This is a genomic window from Rhizobium sp. SRDI969, assembly GCF_025152725.1.
In the GTDB taxonomy this organism is placed as follows: Bacteria; Pseudomonadota; Alphaproteobacteria; order Rhizobiales; family Rhizobiaceae; genus Rhizobium; species Rhizobium leguminosarum_I.
On the sequence record NZ_CP104035.1, the window covers coordinates 1,827,451 to 1,843,346 of the forward strand.

The window sequence follows — 15,896 nt, forward strand, 5'->3', positions numbered from 1 at the left end:
CCCATCCCGCCCTCTATGTCCGGAGTGGAAAGCCACGCTGAGGATGGAAAAAACGAAAGGAAATCATCATGTCTATGGAGACGCAGGCGTTGCTGGTGTTTTTGCTGATCGGCCTGGTTGCAGGCTTCCTCGCAAGCCTGGTCGTCGGTGGCGGCGGGCTGATAAGATGCCTGCTGAGCGGCATCATTGGCGCCTTCGTCGGCGGCTATCTGTTCAGCGCGCTCGGCATTTCGCTGGGCATTGAAAACGCGCTGGTGGTGCAGATCATCCACGCCACGGTCGGCGCCATCATCGTGGTTCTGATCGCGAGGGCGGTCGCTTGAAGCGCAACTGAGGGGCAGAGTAAGAATGGAAAGCGTCGGCTGGATTTCGGCAATCATCATCGGCGGACTTGCGGGCTGGCTCGCCGGCAAGCTGATGGAAGCGCGATACGGGATTTTCCTGAATATCGTGCTCGGCATTCTCGGCTCGGTCGTCGCAAGCGCCGTCCTTGCACAGTTCCACGTTGAGGTGGTCGGCGGACGGCTCGGCTATTTCGTGACGGGTTTCCTCGGCGCCTGCTTGTTGATATTCCTTGCGCGGCTGGTGCGGCGCTAGATCTGGATTTGCCGCATAGGGCGGTAGAAAGCTGAAACTGCAATGGTGACCATCCTCGATACGATCAATCCCGACGCCAAGCGCGTCCGGCATCCGGAGAAGGCGCATCGGCCGGACACGGAAGTCATGCGCAAGCCGGACTGGATTCGCGTCAAGGCGCCGACCTCCAAGGGTTATGCCGAGACGCGCGCGATCGTGAAGGAGCATAAGCTTGTCACCGTCTGCGAGGAGGCCGGCTGCCCGAATATCGGCGAGTGCTGGGACAAGAAGCACGCGACGTTCATGATCATGGGCGAGATCTGTACCCGCGCCTGTGCCTTCTGCAACGTCGCCACCGGCAAGCCGAATGCGCTCGATATGGCCGAGCCCGAGAATGTCGCCAAGGCGGTCAAGCAGATGGGCCTCAGCCACGTCGTCATCACCTCGGTCGACCGTGACGACCTGGAGGACGGCGGCGCCGAACACTTCGAAAAGGTGATCTGGGCAATCCGTGCCGCCTCGCCGATGACGACGATCGAGATCCTGACGCCCGATTTCCTGAAAAAGCCGGGTGCGCTGGAACGCGTCGTCGCTGCCAAACCCGACGTCTTCAACCACAATATGGAAACGGTGCCCGGCAACTATCTGACGGTTCGTCCTGGCGCCCGCTACTTCCATTCCGTCCGCCTGCTGCAGCGGGTGAAGGAACTCGATCCCACCATGTTCACCAAATCGGGCATCATGGTTGGTCTCGGCGAAGAGCGAAACGAAGTCCTGCAGCTGATGGACGATCTACGCACCGCCGATGTCGACTTTCTGACGATCGGCCAGTACCTGCAGCCGACCCGCAAGCACCACAAAGTCGAAAGCTTCGTCACTCCCGACGAGTTCAAGTCGTACGAGACGGTCGCCTACAGCAAGGGCTTCCTGATGGTCGCCTCCAGCCCGCTGACCCGCTCTTCCCACCATGCCGGCGACGACTTCGCCCGGCTGCGGGCGGCGCGCGAAAAGAAGCTGCTGATCGCCGCTGAGTGAGATTTGGCGCTTGCTTTATCAGACTGCTGATAAAGTCGACCAACCATGCTTCGGCTGCTCGAGCTGGTGCCGCGGTTGCCCTGTTCGCGCCAATGGCTGCCCCTCACCCTAACCCTCTCCCCGTAAACGGGGCGAGGGGACGTGCCCTGCGAGAAGTGGGCGAGGGACGGAGAGGTCGCGGCATAATCCCTTCGCCCCGCAAGCGGGGAGAAGGTGCCGGCAGGCGGATGAGGGGCCGGCCTCGCCGTTCTCCTCGGCCGAGGTGTCGTATCTTGAGGGCGATGATGAAGGTCAAATTCGGTTTGAAGTCGACGCTGATCGAAGCCGACCGCATCCTGGTGATTGGCTGCCCCGGTAGCGGCAAGAGCACGCTCGCAAAGCGGCTTTCGCGAGCGCTCGGCCTTGGCTATATCTCCATGGACCGCGACTTTTACTGGCTGCCGGGCTGGAGAAAGAGGCCGCGCGACGAGATCGACCGCCTGATCGCCAAGGCCGTGGCGGAAGAGCGCTGGATCATGGATGGAACCGGGCTGAACTCCTTCGATCTTCGCCTGCCACGCGCCGACGCCGTCATTTGGCTTCGGCTACCGAGATATGCATGCCTTTACGGCGCCATATCGAGAGCGTTCCGTTATTTCGGGCGCAACCGCCCCGAACTGCCTGTCGGGTGTCCCGAACGCCTCTCGCTGGAGGCGCTCGCCTATATCTGGAATTTCGAGCGGGATGCCGCCCCCTTGATCGAAGCAGCGCTTCTGGATCATGTCGCCGGCATCGCCGAGCACGGCCCCGACGTGCCGGTTCTTCAGCTAAAATCCCGCCGCCAGATGCGCGAGCTTCTTGATCTTCTCGGCCGGCCCGCTTAATTGCCGACTATGCCGCAATTCGAAACACACCGTCCCGTCCCGCATTCGCCCGAGCAGATGTTCGACCTCGTCGCCGACGTCGAGCGCTATCCGGAATTCCTGCCGCTTTGCGAAGCGCTCGCCATCAGGAGCCGCAAGGAGCGCGACGGCAAGATCCTGCTCGTCGCCGACATGACGGTCGGCTATAAGGCGATCCGCGAGACCTTCACGACCCAGGTGCTGCTGAACCGGGCCGAGCACGTCATTGAGGTCAAATATATCGATGGCCCGTTCAAATATCTCGACAATCGCTGGCATTTCGCCGAGACGCCGTCCGGCGGCTGCACCGTCGATTTCTTCATCGATTACGAGTTCAAGAGCCGTATTCTCGGCGCGTTGATGGGCTCGATGTTCGACCGCGCCTTCCGCATGTTCACCGAAGCCTTCGAGACCAGGGCAAACAGGATCTACACACCGGCTTGATGAGCGAACCGGCCTCAGGCAGCAAGAAGCGAGCGCACCATCTCCAGCGCCGTCCTGATCGTCGCTAGCCGAACCTCGCTGCGGCCGATATCGCCATAGTGCATTTTCCGATGGATGAGCGCGCCGGCGCGCGATTTGGCGGCGAGGTGCACGAGGCCGACCGGCTTTTCGGCGGATCCGCCGCCGGGGCCGGCAATGCCTGTGACGGCGACGGCGATCTCGGCGCGTGAGCGGAAGAGGGCGCCATGCACCATCTGCCGCGCCGTTTCCTCCGAGACCGCGCCGAAGCGCGAGAGCGTTTCCGCCTGCACGCCGAGCATCTCGATCTTTGCGCTATTCGTATAGGTGACGAAGCCGCGGTCGACGACGGCGGACGAACCCGAAATCTCCGTCAGCGCCCCGGCGATCAGGCCGCCGGTGCAGGATTCGGCGGTCGAGACCATCAGCCCTGCAGCCGTGAAGTCACGGATGATCGCCTCCGCCGTGGAAATTATATCTTGAGGAAAAAGGCTCATCCTTTCCTCCCGCGATAGACGACGGTGGCAGTCGCGATCGCCGCGATGCCTTCGCGTCGGCCGACGAAGCCGATCGTCTCGTTGGTCGTCGCCTTGACCGAGCAGCGCTCGATATCGATTCCGAGATAGTCCGACAGTTTCGCCCGCATGGCGTCTCGATGCGGGCCGACTTTCGGCGCCTCGGCGATCAGCGAGACGTCGGCATTCATGATCGTGCCGCCGCGCTCGCGCACGATCCGGGCGGCATATTCGATGAATATCCGCGAGGCTGCCCCCTTCCATTGCGGGTCGGACGGCGGAAAATGATCGCCGATATCGCCGGCGCCGCAGGTGGCGAGCAGCGCGTCCGTCAGCGCATGCAGCGCAACGTCGGCATCGGAGTGTCCTTTCAGCTTCTGGTCATGCGGAATGAACACGCCGCAGAGCGTCACGCCATCGCCGGCGACGAGCTGGTGCACGTCGTAGCCGTTGCCGGTGCGCACGTCCGGAAGCAGCGACGTCGACAGCTTGTCGTCGGCCATGGCAATATCGTTCTTGACCGTCAGCTTGACGTTGTCGGCCGTGCCCTCGACGATTGTCACCGGAATGCCCAGCCATTCGGCGATCGAGGCGTCGTCGGTGAAATCGCCTCGACCGCTCGCGGCTGCCTTCTCATGCGCCTCGAGGATCGTTTCGAAGGCGAAGGATTGCGGCGTCTGCGCCGCGTAGAGATGCTCGCGGAACACCGTGGTCAGCACGGTGCCGGCATTATCGGCGCGTTTCAGCGTGTCGGTGACCGGGATCGCCGGCAGGACCGCCTGGGCTCCGGCGCGAAGGCTCGCGGCAATGCGATCGAGCAGCACATGGTCGAAGAAAGGTCGCACGGCATCATGGATCAGCACGTGACTGATGTGCTTGTCCTTGAGGTATCTGAGGCCTGCCAGGACGGATTGTTGCCTCGTTGCACCCCCATGCACCGTTTCGATGGGCGTTGCCGAGATGATGTGGCGGAAGGCTCTCGCAAACAGCGCCTCGTCATCGGGATGAATGACCACGACGATCTCAGTTGCCGCTTCCCATGTCATGAAGTTTTCAAGCGTATGCACGATAACCGGTTTGCCGCCGATCATGCGATACTGCTTGGGGCCTTCCTTGGAGGATCCTGCGCGCTCGCCGCGGCCGGCGGCAACGATGACAATTCCAGCCGATATCGGTTGCTTAGAAGGCATTTGCAGCATAAATCCCCTAAATTATGCGGAATTGACCGGAGTGCTCTAACGTCTTGCTTGGGCCTTTTCCAGCATCTGCCCGAAAAATATCAATTCCGGTGCCAGCCCCCTTGGCAAGCCAGGGAATAGTGGCTAAAAATAATGCAGTTCTATTGTATGCCCGAAAGATAATCATTTGATTTCCCAGGACCTCGCAGCGCCTTTCCGAATCGGACCCGTGTCTGTGCGGAACCGCGTTGTGCTGGCGCCGATGTCCGGCGTCACCGACATGCCCTATCGAGAGCTTGCCTGGCGCTTCGGCGCCGGCCTCGTCGTCACAGAAATGGTGGCGAGCCGTGAACTGGTCAACGACACCGCCGAATCCTGGTCGCGGCTCAGCGCTGCCGGCTTCCGGCCGCATATGGTGCAGCTTGCCGGCCGCGAGGCGCACTGGATGGCGGAGGCGGCCAAGATCGCCGCCGATCACGGCGCCGATATCATCGACATCAACATGGGTTGCCCGGCAAAGAAGGTGATCGGCGGTTATTCCGGCTCGGCGCTGATGCGCGCGCCCGATCAGGCGCTCGGCCTCATCGAGGCGACGGTCAAGGCTGTCGACATTCCGGTAACGCTGAAGATGCGCCTCGGCTGGGATGAGAATTCCATCAACGCGCCTGATATCGCCCGTCGCGCCGAAGCCGCCGGCATCCAGCTTGTGACCATTCATGGGCGCACCCGCATGCAATTCTATGAAGGCCGCGCCGATTGGGATGCTATCCGCGCCGTACGCGAGGTGATCTCCATTCCGCTGATCGCCAATGGCGATGTCGAAACCGCTGGCGACGCGCAGGAAATATTGCGTCGCTCCGGCGCCGATGCCGTGATGATTGGCAGGGGCTGTCAGGGCAGACCGTGGCATGCCGGCGTCCTTGCCGGTGCGCCCGAGCCGCGACGCCAGGAGATCGCCGATATCGCCGTCGAACATTACCGGATGATGCTGGATTTCTACGGCGAAGCGGTGGCGATCCGCCACGCCCGCAAGCACCTTGGCTGGTATCTCCAGCGTTTCGCCCCGGCTCTGTCAGGCGCTGAAAAGGCGGAGATCATGACCTCGCGCGATCCGCGCGAGGTCACCGCGCGCCTTTATGATGCGCTGGCTGTGAATATTGTCGACAGCCGGGAGGCGGCATGACGAAGGATATGATATCTCCGTCCGATCACGCCGGCGGGACCGTCGCGATGGCCGTACTGAACGCCATCCAGAACCCGGTCATCATGGTCGACGAATCCGGTTTCGTCGTTTTCGCCAATTGGGAGGCGGAGGCCTTCTTCGGTGCCAGCGCCTCGCATCTGGCGCGTTACCGCATCTCGACCTTCATCCCTTTCGGCAGCCCGCTGCTTGCCCTCATCGACCAGGTGCGCGAGCGCAAGGCGCCGGTCAACGAATATCGCGTCGACCTGAGTTCGCCCCGCCTCGGACAGGACAAGCTCGTCGATCTCTACGTCGCCCCGGTGCTCAGCGAGCCCGGCGCCGTCGTCATCGTCTTTCAGGAACGCTCGATGGCCGACAAGATCGACCGGCAGCTGACGCATCGCGCCGCCGCCCGCTCGGTGACCGGCCTTGCCTCGATGCTGGCGCATGAGATCAAGAACCCGCTCTCTGGTATACGCGGCGCTGCCCAGCTGCTCGAACAGTCTGCGGTCGACGAGGATCGGGCGCTGACCCGGCTGATCTGCGACGAGACCGATCGCATTGTCTCGCTGGTCGACCGTATGGAAGTCTTTTCCGACGAACGTCCTGTCGACCGCATGCCGGTCAATATCCATTCCGTGCTCGATCATGTGAAGGCGGTCGCCAAGGCAGGTTTTGCCCGCAACATCCGCGTCACCGAGAGTTACGACCCGTCGCTGCCGGCCGTCTATGCCAATCGCGACCAGCTCGTCCAGGTCTTCCTCAATCTGGTGAAGAACGCCGCCGAAGCGGTCGGCGATCGGCCGGACGGCGAGATCATGCTGACGACCGCCTATCGCCCGGGCATCCGTCTTTCGGTCGCCGGCACGCGCGAGAAGATCTCGCTGCCGCTGGAATTCTGCGTCCACGACAACGGCCCCGGCGTCCCCCTCGATCTGTTGCCGCATCTCTTCGATCCCTTCATCACCACCAAGCCGAACGGCAGCGGCCTCGGCCTGGCGCTGGTCGCCAAGATCATCGGCGATCACGGCGGCATCATCGAATGCGACAGCCAGAACAGCCGCACGACATTCCGCGTTCTCATGCCGGCGTCGAAGGACGCCTCGCTTGAAGACGCTTCTATAGCAAGCTCGACAGGACCTTCTCGATGACAGCCACGATCCTCGTTGCAGATGATGATGCGGCCATCCGGACCGTGCTCAACCAGGCTTTGAGCCGCGCCGGCTATGACGTTCGCATCACCTCCAACGCCGCTACCCTCTGGCGCTGGATTTCCGCGGGCGAGGGCGATCTGGTCGTCACCGATGTGGTGATGCCCGACGAAAACGCCTTCGATCTGCTGCCGCGCATCAAGAAGGCGCGGCCCGACCTGCCCGTCCTGGTCATGAGCGCCCAGAACACCTTCATGACCGCCATCAAGGCATCGGAAAAAGGCGCCTACGACTATCTGCCGAAGCCCTTCGACCTCACCGAGCTGATCGGCATCATCGGCCGGGCGCTGGCGGAACCGAAGCGCAAGCCCGCCAAGCTCGAAGACGACATGCAGGACGGCATGCCGCTCGTCGGCCGGTCGGCGGCAATGCAGGAAATCTACCGCGTGCTCGCCCGGCTGATGCAGACGGACCTGACGCTGATGATCACCGGCGAATCCGGCACCGGCAAGGAACTCGTCGCCCGCGCGCTGCACGACTACGGCAAGCGCCGCAACGGCCCGTTTGTTGCAATCAACATGGCGGCGATCCCGCGCGACCTGATCGAATCCGAACTTTTCGGCCATGAGAAGGGCGCCTTTACCGGCGCGCAGACCCGCTCGACCGGCCGTTTCGAACAGGCCGAAGGCGGCACGCTCTTCCTCGACGAGATCGGCGACATGCCGATGGACGCCCAGACACGGCTCTTACGCGTCCTGCAGCAGGGCGAATACACCACCGTCGGCGGCCGCACGCCGATCCGCACCGACGTGCGCATCGTTGCCGCCACCAACAAGGACCTGAAGCAGGCGATCAACCAGGGTCTCTTCCGCGAGGACCTCTATTACCGCCTCAATGTCGTGCCGCTGCGCCTGCCGCCGCTGCGCGATCGCGCCGAGGACATTCCCGATCTGGTGCGCCATTTCATCCAGCAGGCCGAAAAGGAAGGCCTCGGCTCCAAGCGCTTCGATCAGGAAGCGCTCGAACTGATGAAGGCCTATGCCTGGCCGGGCAACGTCCGCGAACTGGAAAACCTCATCCGCCGTCTGATGGCGCTCTATCCGCAGGATGTCATCACCCGCGAGATCATCGACGCCGAACTTCGTTCCGACGTGCCTGACAGCCCGATCGACAAGGGGCCGATCCGCAGCGGCTCGATGACGATCGCACAGGCGGTCGAGGAGAACATGCGCAGCTACTTCGCAGGCTTCGGGGACAATCTGCCGCCGCCCGGCCTCTATGACCGCGTGCTGACGGAAATGGAGTATCCGCTGATCCTCGCAGCCCTGACGGCGACACGCGGCAACCAGATCAAGGCCGCCGATCTTCTCGGTCTCAACCGCAACACCTTGCGCAAGAAGATCAGGGAACTTGGCGTCTCCGTCTACAGGAGTTCCCGCACCGCCTGAGTGTGTTCGCGCTCGCATCGGGCCGGCATGCGGCCTGATGCCAGAATTGGCGCCGCGACGGGCTGGCGAGAAATCGTGGGCTTCATGGACGACTTCATCGTTCAAACCCAGTCTGCTGCTCCAGACGTCGTACTCAGAAGTGGATAACGACGCCGAGGATCGGACCCCTGCTGGACGACGTCGAAGACAAAGCCGTCATTGTCGTAGTCGACGCCGAGTGCGCGGTATCCCGCAACGGCCGAGATCGTATCGGTGAACTTGTAGCCGACCGCGACCACATCCCAGTCGAGATCCGCGCCGCCGGCACCGACGCTTGTCGAATGCATTCGCCGGGTTTCTGTGCCAGTTGTCCTGACGGTAGCTCTACCGCGGCTGAAGGGCCTTGGAGCCGTCGATCGGCAGCGACATGGTCGCCTGCACCTCGTCCCTCACAAGCAGCCCGGCCGTTTGCAGATCGGCAATCATCCGCGACCGGTCCTGTGGCTGGAAATTGCGCACCTTGAGTTCGGCCACGATGTTCGGAATGAAGTCGGGTCTCATTTCGTTGAACCGCGCGGCCTCGCTGCGGGCGTCCTCGATCATTGCGGCGTCGACGTAAATGACGGCAGCCACCGCATGGAATAGCGGGAACTTCTGCAGGTCCGCCTGCCTGATCTCTATGACTGCGGTCTTGTCGTCGTGCAACATGTAGGCTGCGAGTGCGCGCGTTCCGCGATAGTAGCCGCCGCCGGCAGGGTTGAGAGCAATGGCACGATCCAGCAGCGCTGCCCCGTGCTGCCATTCCCCGCTCATCGCCAGCCGGGTTCCAAATTCTGCCAGCAATTCGGTGTCGTTCGGATTGGTCGCCAATGCCCGTTCGCCGATCTGAAGTGCCTCCGAAACCCGCTGGCTGAAAAACAACGCTGTCATCAGCGCCTGAAGGGCGCGGGTGTTGCCGGGATCCAGTTGAACGGCACGGCGGGCGGCTTGAAAGCTGCGATCTATCGGCGTGGACGAAATGGGCTTCCGGTTGAACCTGAAACGATCCTCGTCAAGATAGATTATGGACAACATCGCCCAGGCGGTCGCAAAGGATGGATAGCGAGCGACAGCACTTTCGAGGCAGTTTCGAACCTCTCCGTGCCGCTCCCTGCTTAACTCGGCACGGTAAGCATAAAAGCTAAGCGTGCAGCCGTAGATGCCGAGATCATCAGGCGGCGGATTGGAAACATCGGCCTGGGCCATGATGCCATAGGGCTGCGCCACGGCGGTCGCAACCTTGTTTGCGACGTCGGACTGGATGGTGAACAGGTCGCCGACGCCGATGTCGTCGTCGTAGGTCTGCGACCAGAGGATCTCATCGGTCTGCGTGTCGAGCAGACGCGCCGTCACACGCACTCGGCTTCCGGAGACGCGAACACCGCCTGCCAGCAGGAAGCGTGCGCCAAGCTCCCCGCGAATCCGCGATGTCTCCACCTCTGGCGGCAACGATCTGGACGTCTCGCGCCCGAAGACCTTGATCTCCTTGAAGCGGGGAAGGGCAGTGAGGAGTTCCTCGGTCAGGCCCGTCGTGTAGAGTTCCGCCTGAGGACCATCACCGAGATTGGCAAATGGCGCGATCACCAATGTCGGTCCGTCAGATCCCGTCATGTGGGGGGTCGCAAACGGCCAGATCGAGCCAAATCGAATGGAGGTCAAGCCAGCCAGGGCTGCAGCGCCGCCCGCGATCACGATCAATCCAAGGACCACTACCCATCTATATCCTCTTAAGCCGGGAAAAAGGGAATAGGCGCGCTCCGGCGGCAGACCTTGGTCTTCAGCATCGCGATTGTCATCGCTCGGGCTAGTCCAGGCAAAGGTCGGCACGTAACCGCCTTTCGGAATGTCTATTCGGATCGGATCGTGTTGGCCTGCTGTAAAATAATAGCGCTCGAGCACCCGCCTGAGCCTTCCGGCCTCGATCCGCACAACCGGATCATCCTGCGTGAAGCCGTTTGAGCGCTTGAAGACCTCGACGGCGATGGAGTAACCCTTGATCCGGTCTGCGCGGCCTGCAAGCGTCTCCTCCACGGCATAGATGAGAAATGCCCCACTCCGGCCGACATGCGGAAATTGCGGGCTGGTGATGATTCGCTTAAGCTGAGCCCGAACATCATCATGGGTCGGTAGTGGTCGCGTCGAATCCGGCGCGATATCGCGCCTTGATGGCAATGAATCCTGCACGACTTGCTCCTCACCCGCTCTTGAGGGACGTGACTACCGGAGATTTTATTAACTATCCCTTTTGTAACCTACCGCAGAAACCGATCCTCGTCCATCAAAGGCGGCGCATCGAGCCTGTTCGACGACTACGCAGATCGAGGGAAGGAGACTCCAGGCGCGTGAACCGCGGAAGCGGACATCGCCTCTTCGCCGCCTCTTAGCAGCCCGCGACCCGAAGCGGCCAAAGCCGTTAGTGACCACGCAAGGGGCCACGACGACTCGGTCTAACGCGCCCGCCAGATAGCGAGCAAGCACCACAGGGAAGTCGCCGCGTGATAGAGGATCGCGGGCCACAACAGGATGCCGATCATCTCCGGAACGAGAGCGGAATAGGTCAGGACCGCCGTGGTCAGGAAATTATAGAGCGCCACGCCGACGAGGAGTCCCAGCGTGCCTCGCCTGTCTTCGGCGTCACGCCCGCCCCAGCTTGCTGCGGCAAGAGCGAGCAGCGCCGCACCGCAGATCCGCGCAATCAGTGGTGCCTCCGAAGCGACCGGCCTTGCCTCAAACAGCAGAACGAAGAGGATCGATGGCGCCACGACAAGCCCCAGTCCCGTTGCACCTTCGGCGATTGCGAACAGGGTCAGAAGCGTGTGTCGGTGAGCTGTGTTCATGGCGCAGGACCCCCCGTGCCCAGGTCAACGTCCCTTTCGGCACGGGCCGCCTTGGCGACGGGCCGCTCTGCGCAGAACCTCTTGCATCAAGGTTGCGGCTGAAGTTCTATCTTCAAGCTGCTCAGCTTGCCGTCGAAGGCGAACGGTGCCTGGTAGTCGTTATCGTCGACACCGGTTCCCGTGTCGGAGCCGATATCAAAGGTTTCACTCGCCTCGAGAGCAAATGGAATGGTGTTTGGGAAGGTCCCGCTTGCCGCCTCGGCGCCGTCGATCGTGATTGTCCCCTTGCCACCTTTGCCGAGGCCGGGCCCATCGGACTTGAAGGAGAAGCCGAGATTGTGCTTTCCAGGCGTCAATGCCGCTGCGCCCTCCACCCTCGGCCGGGCGAGATCCAATAGGTCATAGACAAAGATTGGCTTCCCTTTGAGCAGGTAGAAGCCCCATCCCCCGAAGCGCCCGCCTGCAGTCACAAGCATGCCGTTGCCGCCGCCCGCGGGCACATCGATATCGGCCGTGATCGTGAAGGACTTGTTGAGGATGCTCGGTGCCGTCCCAAGGGGCACGCCGACGATGGGTTTCGTGTAGATGAAATCATTACGTCCGGCGACGATGCTCGGTCGCGGGAGAATGAAGCGCGTCAAGGCCGAGGCGTCCAACGGCAGAACCTGGTACTTCGCAGCCTCGATCCAGAACAAATCCTGCAACTCCTTCAGCTTGCCGGGATTGGCGGCCGCCAGATCGTTGTTTTGCGTCCAGTCCTTGGACAGGTCGAACAGCTGCCAGGTCACGCCGTTGACGATGTCTTTCGGGATCGGAGCCGTTCCGTTCCAAGGTTCCCGATAGGGCAACGTGGAGGCGATCCACCCATCGTGATAGATCGCGCGATTGCCGAACATCTCGAAATATTGGGTCGAATGTTTCGATGGCGCATCGGCGTTTGCCTTGTCGAATGTGTAGGCCAGGCTCACGCCTTCGATCGGCGTCTGGGTGATCCCGTTAACTGCATCAGGAGCACGGATGCCCGTCACTTCCAAGATCGTCGGGACGATGTCGATGACATGGTGGAACTGGTTACGCACCCCACCCGGATCTTTGATGTGGCCTGGCCACGCAATGGCCATACCGTTACGAATGCCCCCAAAATAGGAAGCGACCTGCTTGGTCCACTTGAAGGGCGTATCGAAAGCCCAAGCCCAGCCGACCGAATAGTGCGGATAGGTCAACGCCGACCCCCAGGCGTCGTAGAATTTGAGCTGGTCCTGGACGGGCACGTCGACGCCGTTGAAGAAAGTCATCTCGTTTGGCGTTCCAGCCGGGGAGCCTTCCGCGCTCGCGCCATTGTCGCCGCTGATAAAGATAATCAGCGTGTCGTCGAGCTTGCCCATGTCCTCGACCGCTTTGACGACCCGGCCGATTTCATTGTCGGTATAGGCGAGGTAGGCTCCGTAGACATCGGCCTGGTGGATGAAGAGCTTCTTCTCATCAGCCGAAAGGACGTCCCACGGCTTGATGAGCTTATCTGGCCAGGCTGTCAGTTGCGCATCCTGAGGGATAACCCCCAGCCTCTTCTGGTTGGCGAAGATTTGCTCGCGCAGCGCATTCCATCCCTTGTCGAACAGATGCAAGTCGCTGATCTTCTTGATCCATTCGGGGGTCGGGTGATGAGGCGCATGAGTCCCGCCCGGTGCATAGTAGAGGAAGAATGGCTTCTTGGGATCGAGCTGATTGAGTTGGTTGAGATAGTTGATGGCGTCGTCCGCCATGTCCGTCGTCAGGTTGTAGGTAGGATTGTTCAGATAGGGATAGACACGCGTGGTATTGCGGTAGAGGTCCGGTTGCCACTGGTTGGTCTCGCCGCTGACAAAGCCATAGAAATATTCAAATCCCATTCCGATGGGCCATTGATCGAAGGGGCCGGCCTGACTGGTTTGGAAAGATGGCGTGTTGTGATTCTTGCCGAACCACGATGTTGCATAACCATTCGCCTTGAGGATCGTGCCGATCGTATCCTTGTCCGCGGTAATGACGCTGTCGTAGCCCGGATAACCGGTCGACGCCTCGCTGATCACACCGAAGCCGACTGAATGATGATTGCGGCCCGTGATCAGAGCGGCGCGTGTCGGGGAACACAGCGATGTCGTTTGGAAGTTCGTGTAGCGCAGGCCTATGTTGGCAATCCGGTCGAGCGTTGGCGTCGGAATGACCCCGCCGAACGTGCTCGGGGCCGCAAATCCGACGTCATCGGTCAAGATCAGCAAGACGTTTGGCGCACCCTTGGGCGGCACAACTTGCGGCTGCCAGTATGGCGTCGACTGAAGCGCGTCGAGATTTGTCGTGCCGCCAAACTGCCCTGGCGGCGGCGGGATCTGTCGGCCGTCGATTGTGATCGTCGCACTCGGCGTGCCGGGTGTTCCATTGATGACTTGAGCTGACGCACTCGTCCCGCCAATGGAAAAAAATGTAAGCGCAGTGCCGCCTAATAGGGCAGCCAAAGTCAGGATACTGCTTTTCATCTCGATTCCCCCCGGCAATCGATCCCGCGTGATGTGGACCGTTTTATTCGGGGAGGGTATGGCGAGTACCGCGAGCGCGCCAGTAACATACAGTATGCACTGTTGATCCGCGTTCGCTCCGACAGTCACACTCGAGAACACGTTGCGGACCTTATTTCCGGGCAACGGCCGAAGGAGTGATCGTCCCGCTGCAGCTGCGCCGGATTGACAGATACTACCGTATGATACGGGCAAACCTCTCTTCGAGCGAATATTGTTGCGGACGGGCGCTGGTCACACCGAAGCCGAGCGCGAATTTGCTTATGAAGGAAGTTCAGCATCGGCCAGCTCGACCAGGGCTTGGACGAAGCACAGGCTCACGCGTGGACTATTGTCGGCACAGAGTTCGCGGAAGTTATCGTCACGGGCGGCGAGTGAATCGATGGTTTTGGCGCTGGCTGGAAAGACGCGCTTGGCGAACCGTGTGTCGTAATCCATCCATCCTACCTCCAGGCGGCCTCTGCAGGTGCGGCTGCCGCATCGGATTATAAGTTGTGCATTATGATCCGGAATAGGGTGGAAGCAACGTAGTTTACAGTAAGGAACGGGAACGAAATCGGAAACCGCAATCCACGGGAGTACGCCCATAACCTGCGGATCACGAAGGACACGTCATGAAAGGTCTTGTCACCACCGGTGGCTTATTCCGCCGACGCGACATGTGGCCATGACGCCGCCTCACGCGCGCTTGACACATCTGAAGCCGACATGACTTGTGGACGTGTCCTCAGGCTCGGCATGTCTGGCGGCCGGACGATAGCGCCTGCAGTAGTTCGGCGCGCAAAGGTGGGACCCGCCCTTGAGGACGCGCCGCGGGATCCTGATGTCAGGCAGCCGCGGATCGTAGCTGGCGTCGGCGTCGCCTCCGCGGGGATTGCTGGGGATGCAGCATGAATGGCTGGCAGGCTCGGGATGGCGTGTCGACCAGAAGTCGGAGGTCCATTCCCAGACATTGCCGATCATGTCAAAGATGCCGTAGCCGTTTGATGGAAAGGATCCGACCGGCGACGTTCTGTCCGCACTGGCTGGCTTTGTGCTCAGCGTAGGGAAGGTACCCTGCCAGATATTGGCCATGAGCTTTCCTTCCGGGTGCAACGCGTCGCCCCAGGCAAATTCCGCTTCATCAAGGCCGCCGCGCGCAGCCAGCTCCCACTCTGCCTCGGTCGGCAGATCTTTTCCCGCCCAAGCAGCATAGGCCTTGGCGTCGCTATGGGCGATATGAACGACGGGATGATCGAGCTTACCGCGGATGTCGGTGCGACCGCCGTAAGGGTGTCGCCAGTCCGCGCCGAACTTGAACGACCACCACTGGGTAATGTCGGGGCCGACGACGGCTTTCGGCGGCGTGAACACCAGAGATCCGGCTCGCAGCATTTTGGGAAGCGCTCCGGGATAGTCCTCGGCACGGGGAGCCCTTTCGGCGACGGTTATATATCCGGTGGCGTTGACGAATGAGGCGAACTGTCGGTTGGTGACAGGGGTGGCGTCGATCCAGAAGCCGTCGACCGTCACCGGATGGGCAGGGGCCTCCTCCACATAATGCTCGTTCGATCCCATGGTGAAGGTACGGCCGGCTACCCGGACCAGACCCTGAAATCCCGCGTCGTCCACCGCGCGCCGGCCAGGCATCATTTTCATCACCCTCGCAGCTTATCGCTGTTTATCCAACAGTGCATGTTCCCGATCTTCCATCAAGATGACTATCCCTCAGAGCCGCGTTCTTGAAGTAGGTTACAGTAAAATACGCGACCCCGCCGAATTCTATCGAGCGAAATAGAAGTCGCGGAGATGATATCGCGTCAGCACGGATGTCGCCTTTCACGCTATGGGCGGTTTTGCCCATAGGTTGCAGTAAGATACCTGCTCTCCTTATATTCGCATGTCTTATGTATGCGTCCAGGCAAGCCGAGAGGCGGATATCCCAGAGAATTCGAGAACCTCATCGGACCGTATCCAGCAGTCGATTGCAGCGTTGAGCTTTGCACTGCCAAGCTCGCCCCCCGATCAGGAACAAGCCGGCGTCTGCCAAATGAAATACCCGCCGCGGGAACGCCGAAGAA

General features: G+C 61.2%; 16 protein-coding genes. 8 read left to right on the forward strand and 8 right to left on the reverse strand.

Annotated features, from left to right (window positions below; genetic code table 11):
• The first annotated feature begins 68 nt into the window (after window positions 1-68).
• The 5 genes from N2A41_RS09245 to N2A41_RS09265 all read left to right on the forward strand — a co-directional run bounded on the left by N2A41_RS09245 (window position 69) and on the right by N2A41_RS09265 (window position 2,936).
• Complete coding sequence (locus N2A41_RS09245; RefSeq protein WP_003539329.1) at window positions 69-323, forward strand: GlsB/YeaQ/YmgE family stress response membrane protein; 255 nt, start codon at window positions 69-71, stop codon at window positions 321-323.
• A gap of 25 nt (window positions 324-348) precedes the next feature.
• Window positions 349-597, forward strand: a complete 249-nt coding sequence (locus tag N2A41_RS09250) for a GlsB/YeaQ/YmgE family stress response membrane protein (protein WP_260110776.1) — start codon at window positions 349-351, stop codon at window positions 595-597.
• 42 nt (window positions 598-639) lie between these two features.
• Window positions 640-1,611: a lipoyl synthase gene (lipA, locus tag N2A41_RS09255; protein ID WP_017964165.1), complete on the forward strand. Its 972-nt coding sequence runs from the start codon at window positions 640-642 to the stop codon at window positions 1,609-1,611.
• A 284-nt stretch (window positions 1,612-1,895) separates the two neighbouring features.
• Window positions 1,896-2,474, forward strand: coding sequence for an AAA family ATPase (locus N2A41_RS09260; RefSeq protein ID WP_260111119.1), 579 nt, complete (start codon window positions 1,896-1,898; stop codon window positions 2,472-2,474).
• Window positions 2,475-2,483: 9 nt separating this feature from the next.
• Window positions 2,484-2,936: a type II toxin-antitoxin system RatA family toxin gene (locus tag N2A41_RS09265; RefSeq protein ID WP_017964167.1), complete on the forward strand. Its 453-nt coding sequence runs from the start codon at window positions 2,484-2,486 to the stop codon at window positions 2,934-2,936.
• Between the two features lie 14 nt (window positions 2,937-2,950).
• Here N2A41_RS09265 and N2A41_RS09270 read toward each other — a convergent pair whose 3' ends face one another.
• Both N2A41_RS09270 and N2A41_RS09275 read right to left on the reverse strand, forming a co-directional pair.
• Window positions 2,951-3,451 carry a CinA family protein gene (locus N2A41_RS09270; RefSeq protein ID WP_170280614.1) on the reverse strand — a complete coding sequence of 167 codons (501 nt, stop codon included), beginning with the start codon at window positions 3,449-3,451 and terminating at the stop codon, window positions 2,951-2,953.
• Window positions 3,448-4,668, reverse strand: a complete 1,221-nt coding sequence (locus N2A41_RS09275) for a bifunctional 2-C-methyl-D-erythritol 4-phosphate cytidylyltransferase/2-C-methyl-D-erythritol 2,4-cyclodiphosphate synthase (RefSeq protein WP_260110777.1) — start codon at window positions 4,666-4,668, stop codon at window positions 3,448-3,450. The genes N2A41_RS09270 and N2A41_RS09275 overlap by 4 nt, the downstream gene beginning before the upstream one ends.
• 142 nt (window positions 4,669-4,810) lie before the next feature.
• Between N2A41_RS09275 and dusB the strand changes: the two genes are divergently transcribed.
• From dusB to ntrC, 3 genes are read left to right on the forward strand one after another with little or no spacing between them, the layout of a single operon-like run.
• The gene (gene dusB, locus N2A41_RS09280) at window positions 4,811-5,830 is read left to right on the forward strand and encodes a tRNA dihydrouridine synthase DusB (RefSeq protein ID WP_260111120.1); all 1,020 of its coding nucleotides are present in this window, start codon (window positions 4,811-4,813) and stop codon (window positions 5,828-5,830) included.
• Window positions 5,827-6,981 (forward strand): two-component system sensor histidine kinase NtrB, encoded by a 1,155-nt coding sequence (locus tag N2A41_RS09285; protein WP_017964171.1) that lies wholly within the window; start codon window positions 5,827-5,829, stop codon window positions 6,979-6,981. Before dusB ends, N2A41_RS09285 begins: the two co-directional genes overlap by 4 nt.
• On the forward strand, window positions 6,978-8,429 hold the full coding sequence (gene ntrC / locus N2A41_RS09290) for a nitrogen regulation protein NR(I) (protein WP_017964172.1): 1,452 nt from the start codon (window positions 6,978-6,980) through the stop codon (window positions 8,427-8,429). The genes N2A41_RS09285 and ntrC overlap by 4 nt, the downstream gene beginning before the upstream one ends.
• Before the next feature lie 101 nt (window positions 8,430-8,530).
• Here the strand turns inward: ntrC and N2A41_RS09295 are convergent, their stop codons facing one another.
• The 6 genes from N2A41_RS09295 to N2A41_RS09320 form a co-directional block, all read right to left on the reverse strand.
• Window positions 8,531-8,755, reverse strand: a complete 225-nt coding sequence (locus N2A41_RS09295) for a hypothetical protein (protein WP_260111138.1) — start codon at window positions 8,753-8,755, stop codon at window positions 8,531-8,533.
• A gap of 37 nt (window positions 8,756-8,792) precedes the next feature.
• Complete coding sequence (locus N2A41_RS09300) at window positions 8,793-10,631, reverse strand: adenylate cyclase (protein WP_260110778.1); 1,839 nt, start codon at window positions 10,629-10,631, stop codon at window positions 8,793-8,795.
• Between the two features lie 263 nt (window positions 10,632-10,894).
• Window positions 10,895-11,284, reverse strand: a complete 390-nt coding sequence (locus tag N2A41_RS09305) for a hypothetical protein (RefSeq protein WP_260058405.1) — start codon at window positions 11,282-11,284, stop codon at window positions 10,895-10,897.
• An 86-nt stretch (window positions 11,285-11,370) separates the two neighbouring features.
• Window positions 11,371-13,797: an arylsulfatase gene (locus N2A41_RS09310; protein WP_260110779.1), complete on the reverse strand. Its 2,427-nt coding sequence runs from the start codon at window positions 13,795-13,797 to the stop codon at window positions 11,371-11,373.
• A gap of 300 nt (window positions 13,798-14,097) precedes the next feature.
• Window positions 14,098-14,274: a hypothetical protein gene (locus N2A41_RS09315; RefSeq protein ID WP_222383994.1), complete on the reverse strand. Its 177-nt coding sequence runs from the start codon at window positions 14,272-14,274 to the stop codon at window positions 14,098-14,100.
• Between the two features lie 240 nt (window positions 14,275-14,514).
• A complete protein-coding gene (locus tag N2A41_RS09320; protein ID WP_260110780.1) occupies window positions 14,515-15,468 on the reverse strand; it encodes a formylglycine-generating enzyme family protein in 954 nt (317 codons plus the stop codon).
• Between the last annotated feature and the right edge of the window lie 428 nt (window positions 15,469-15,896).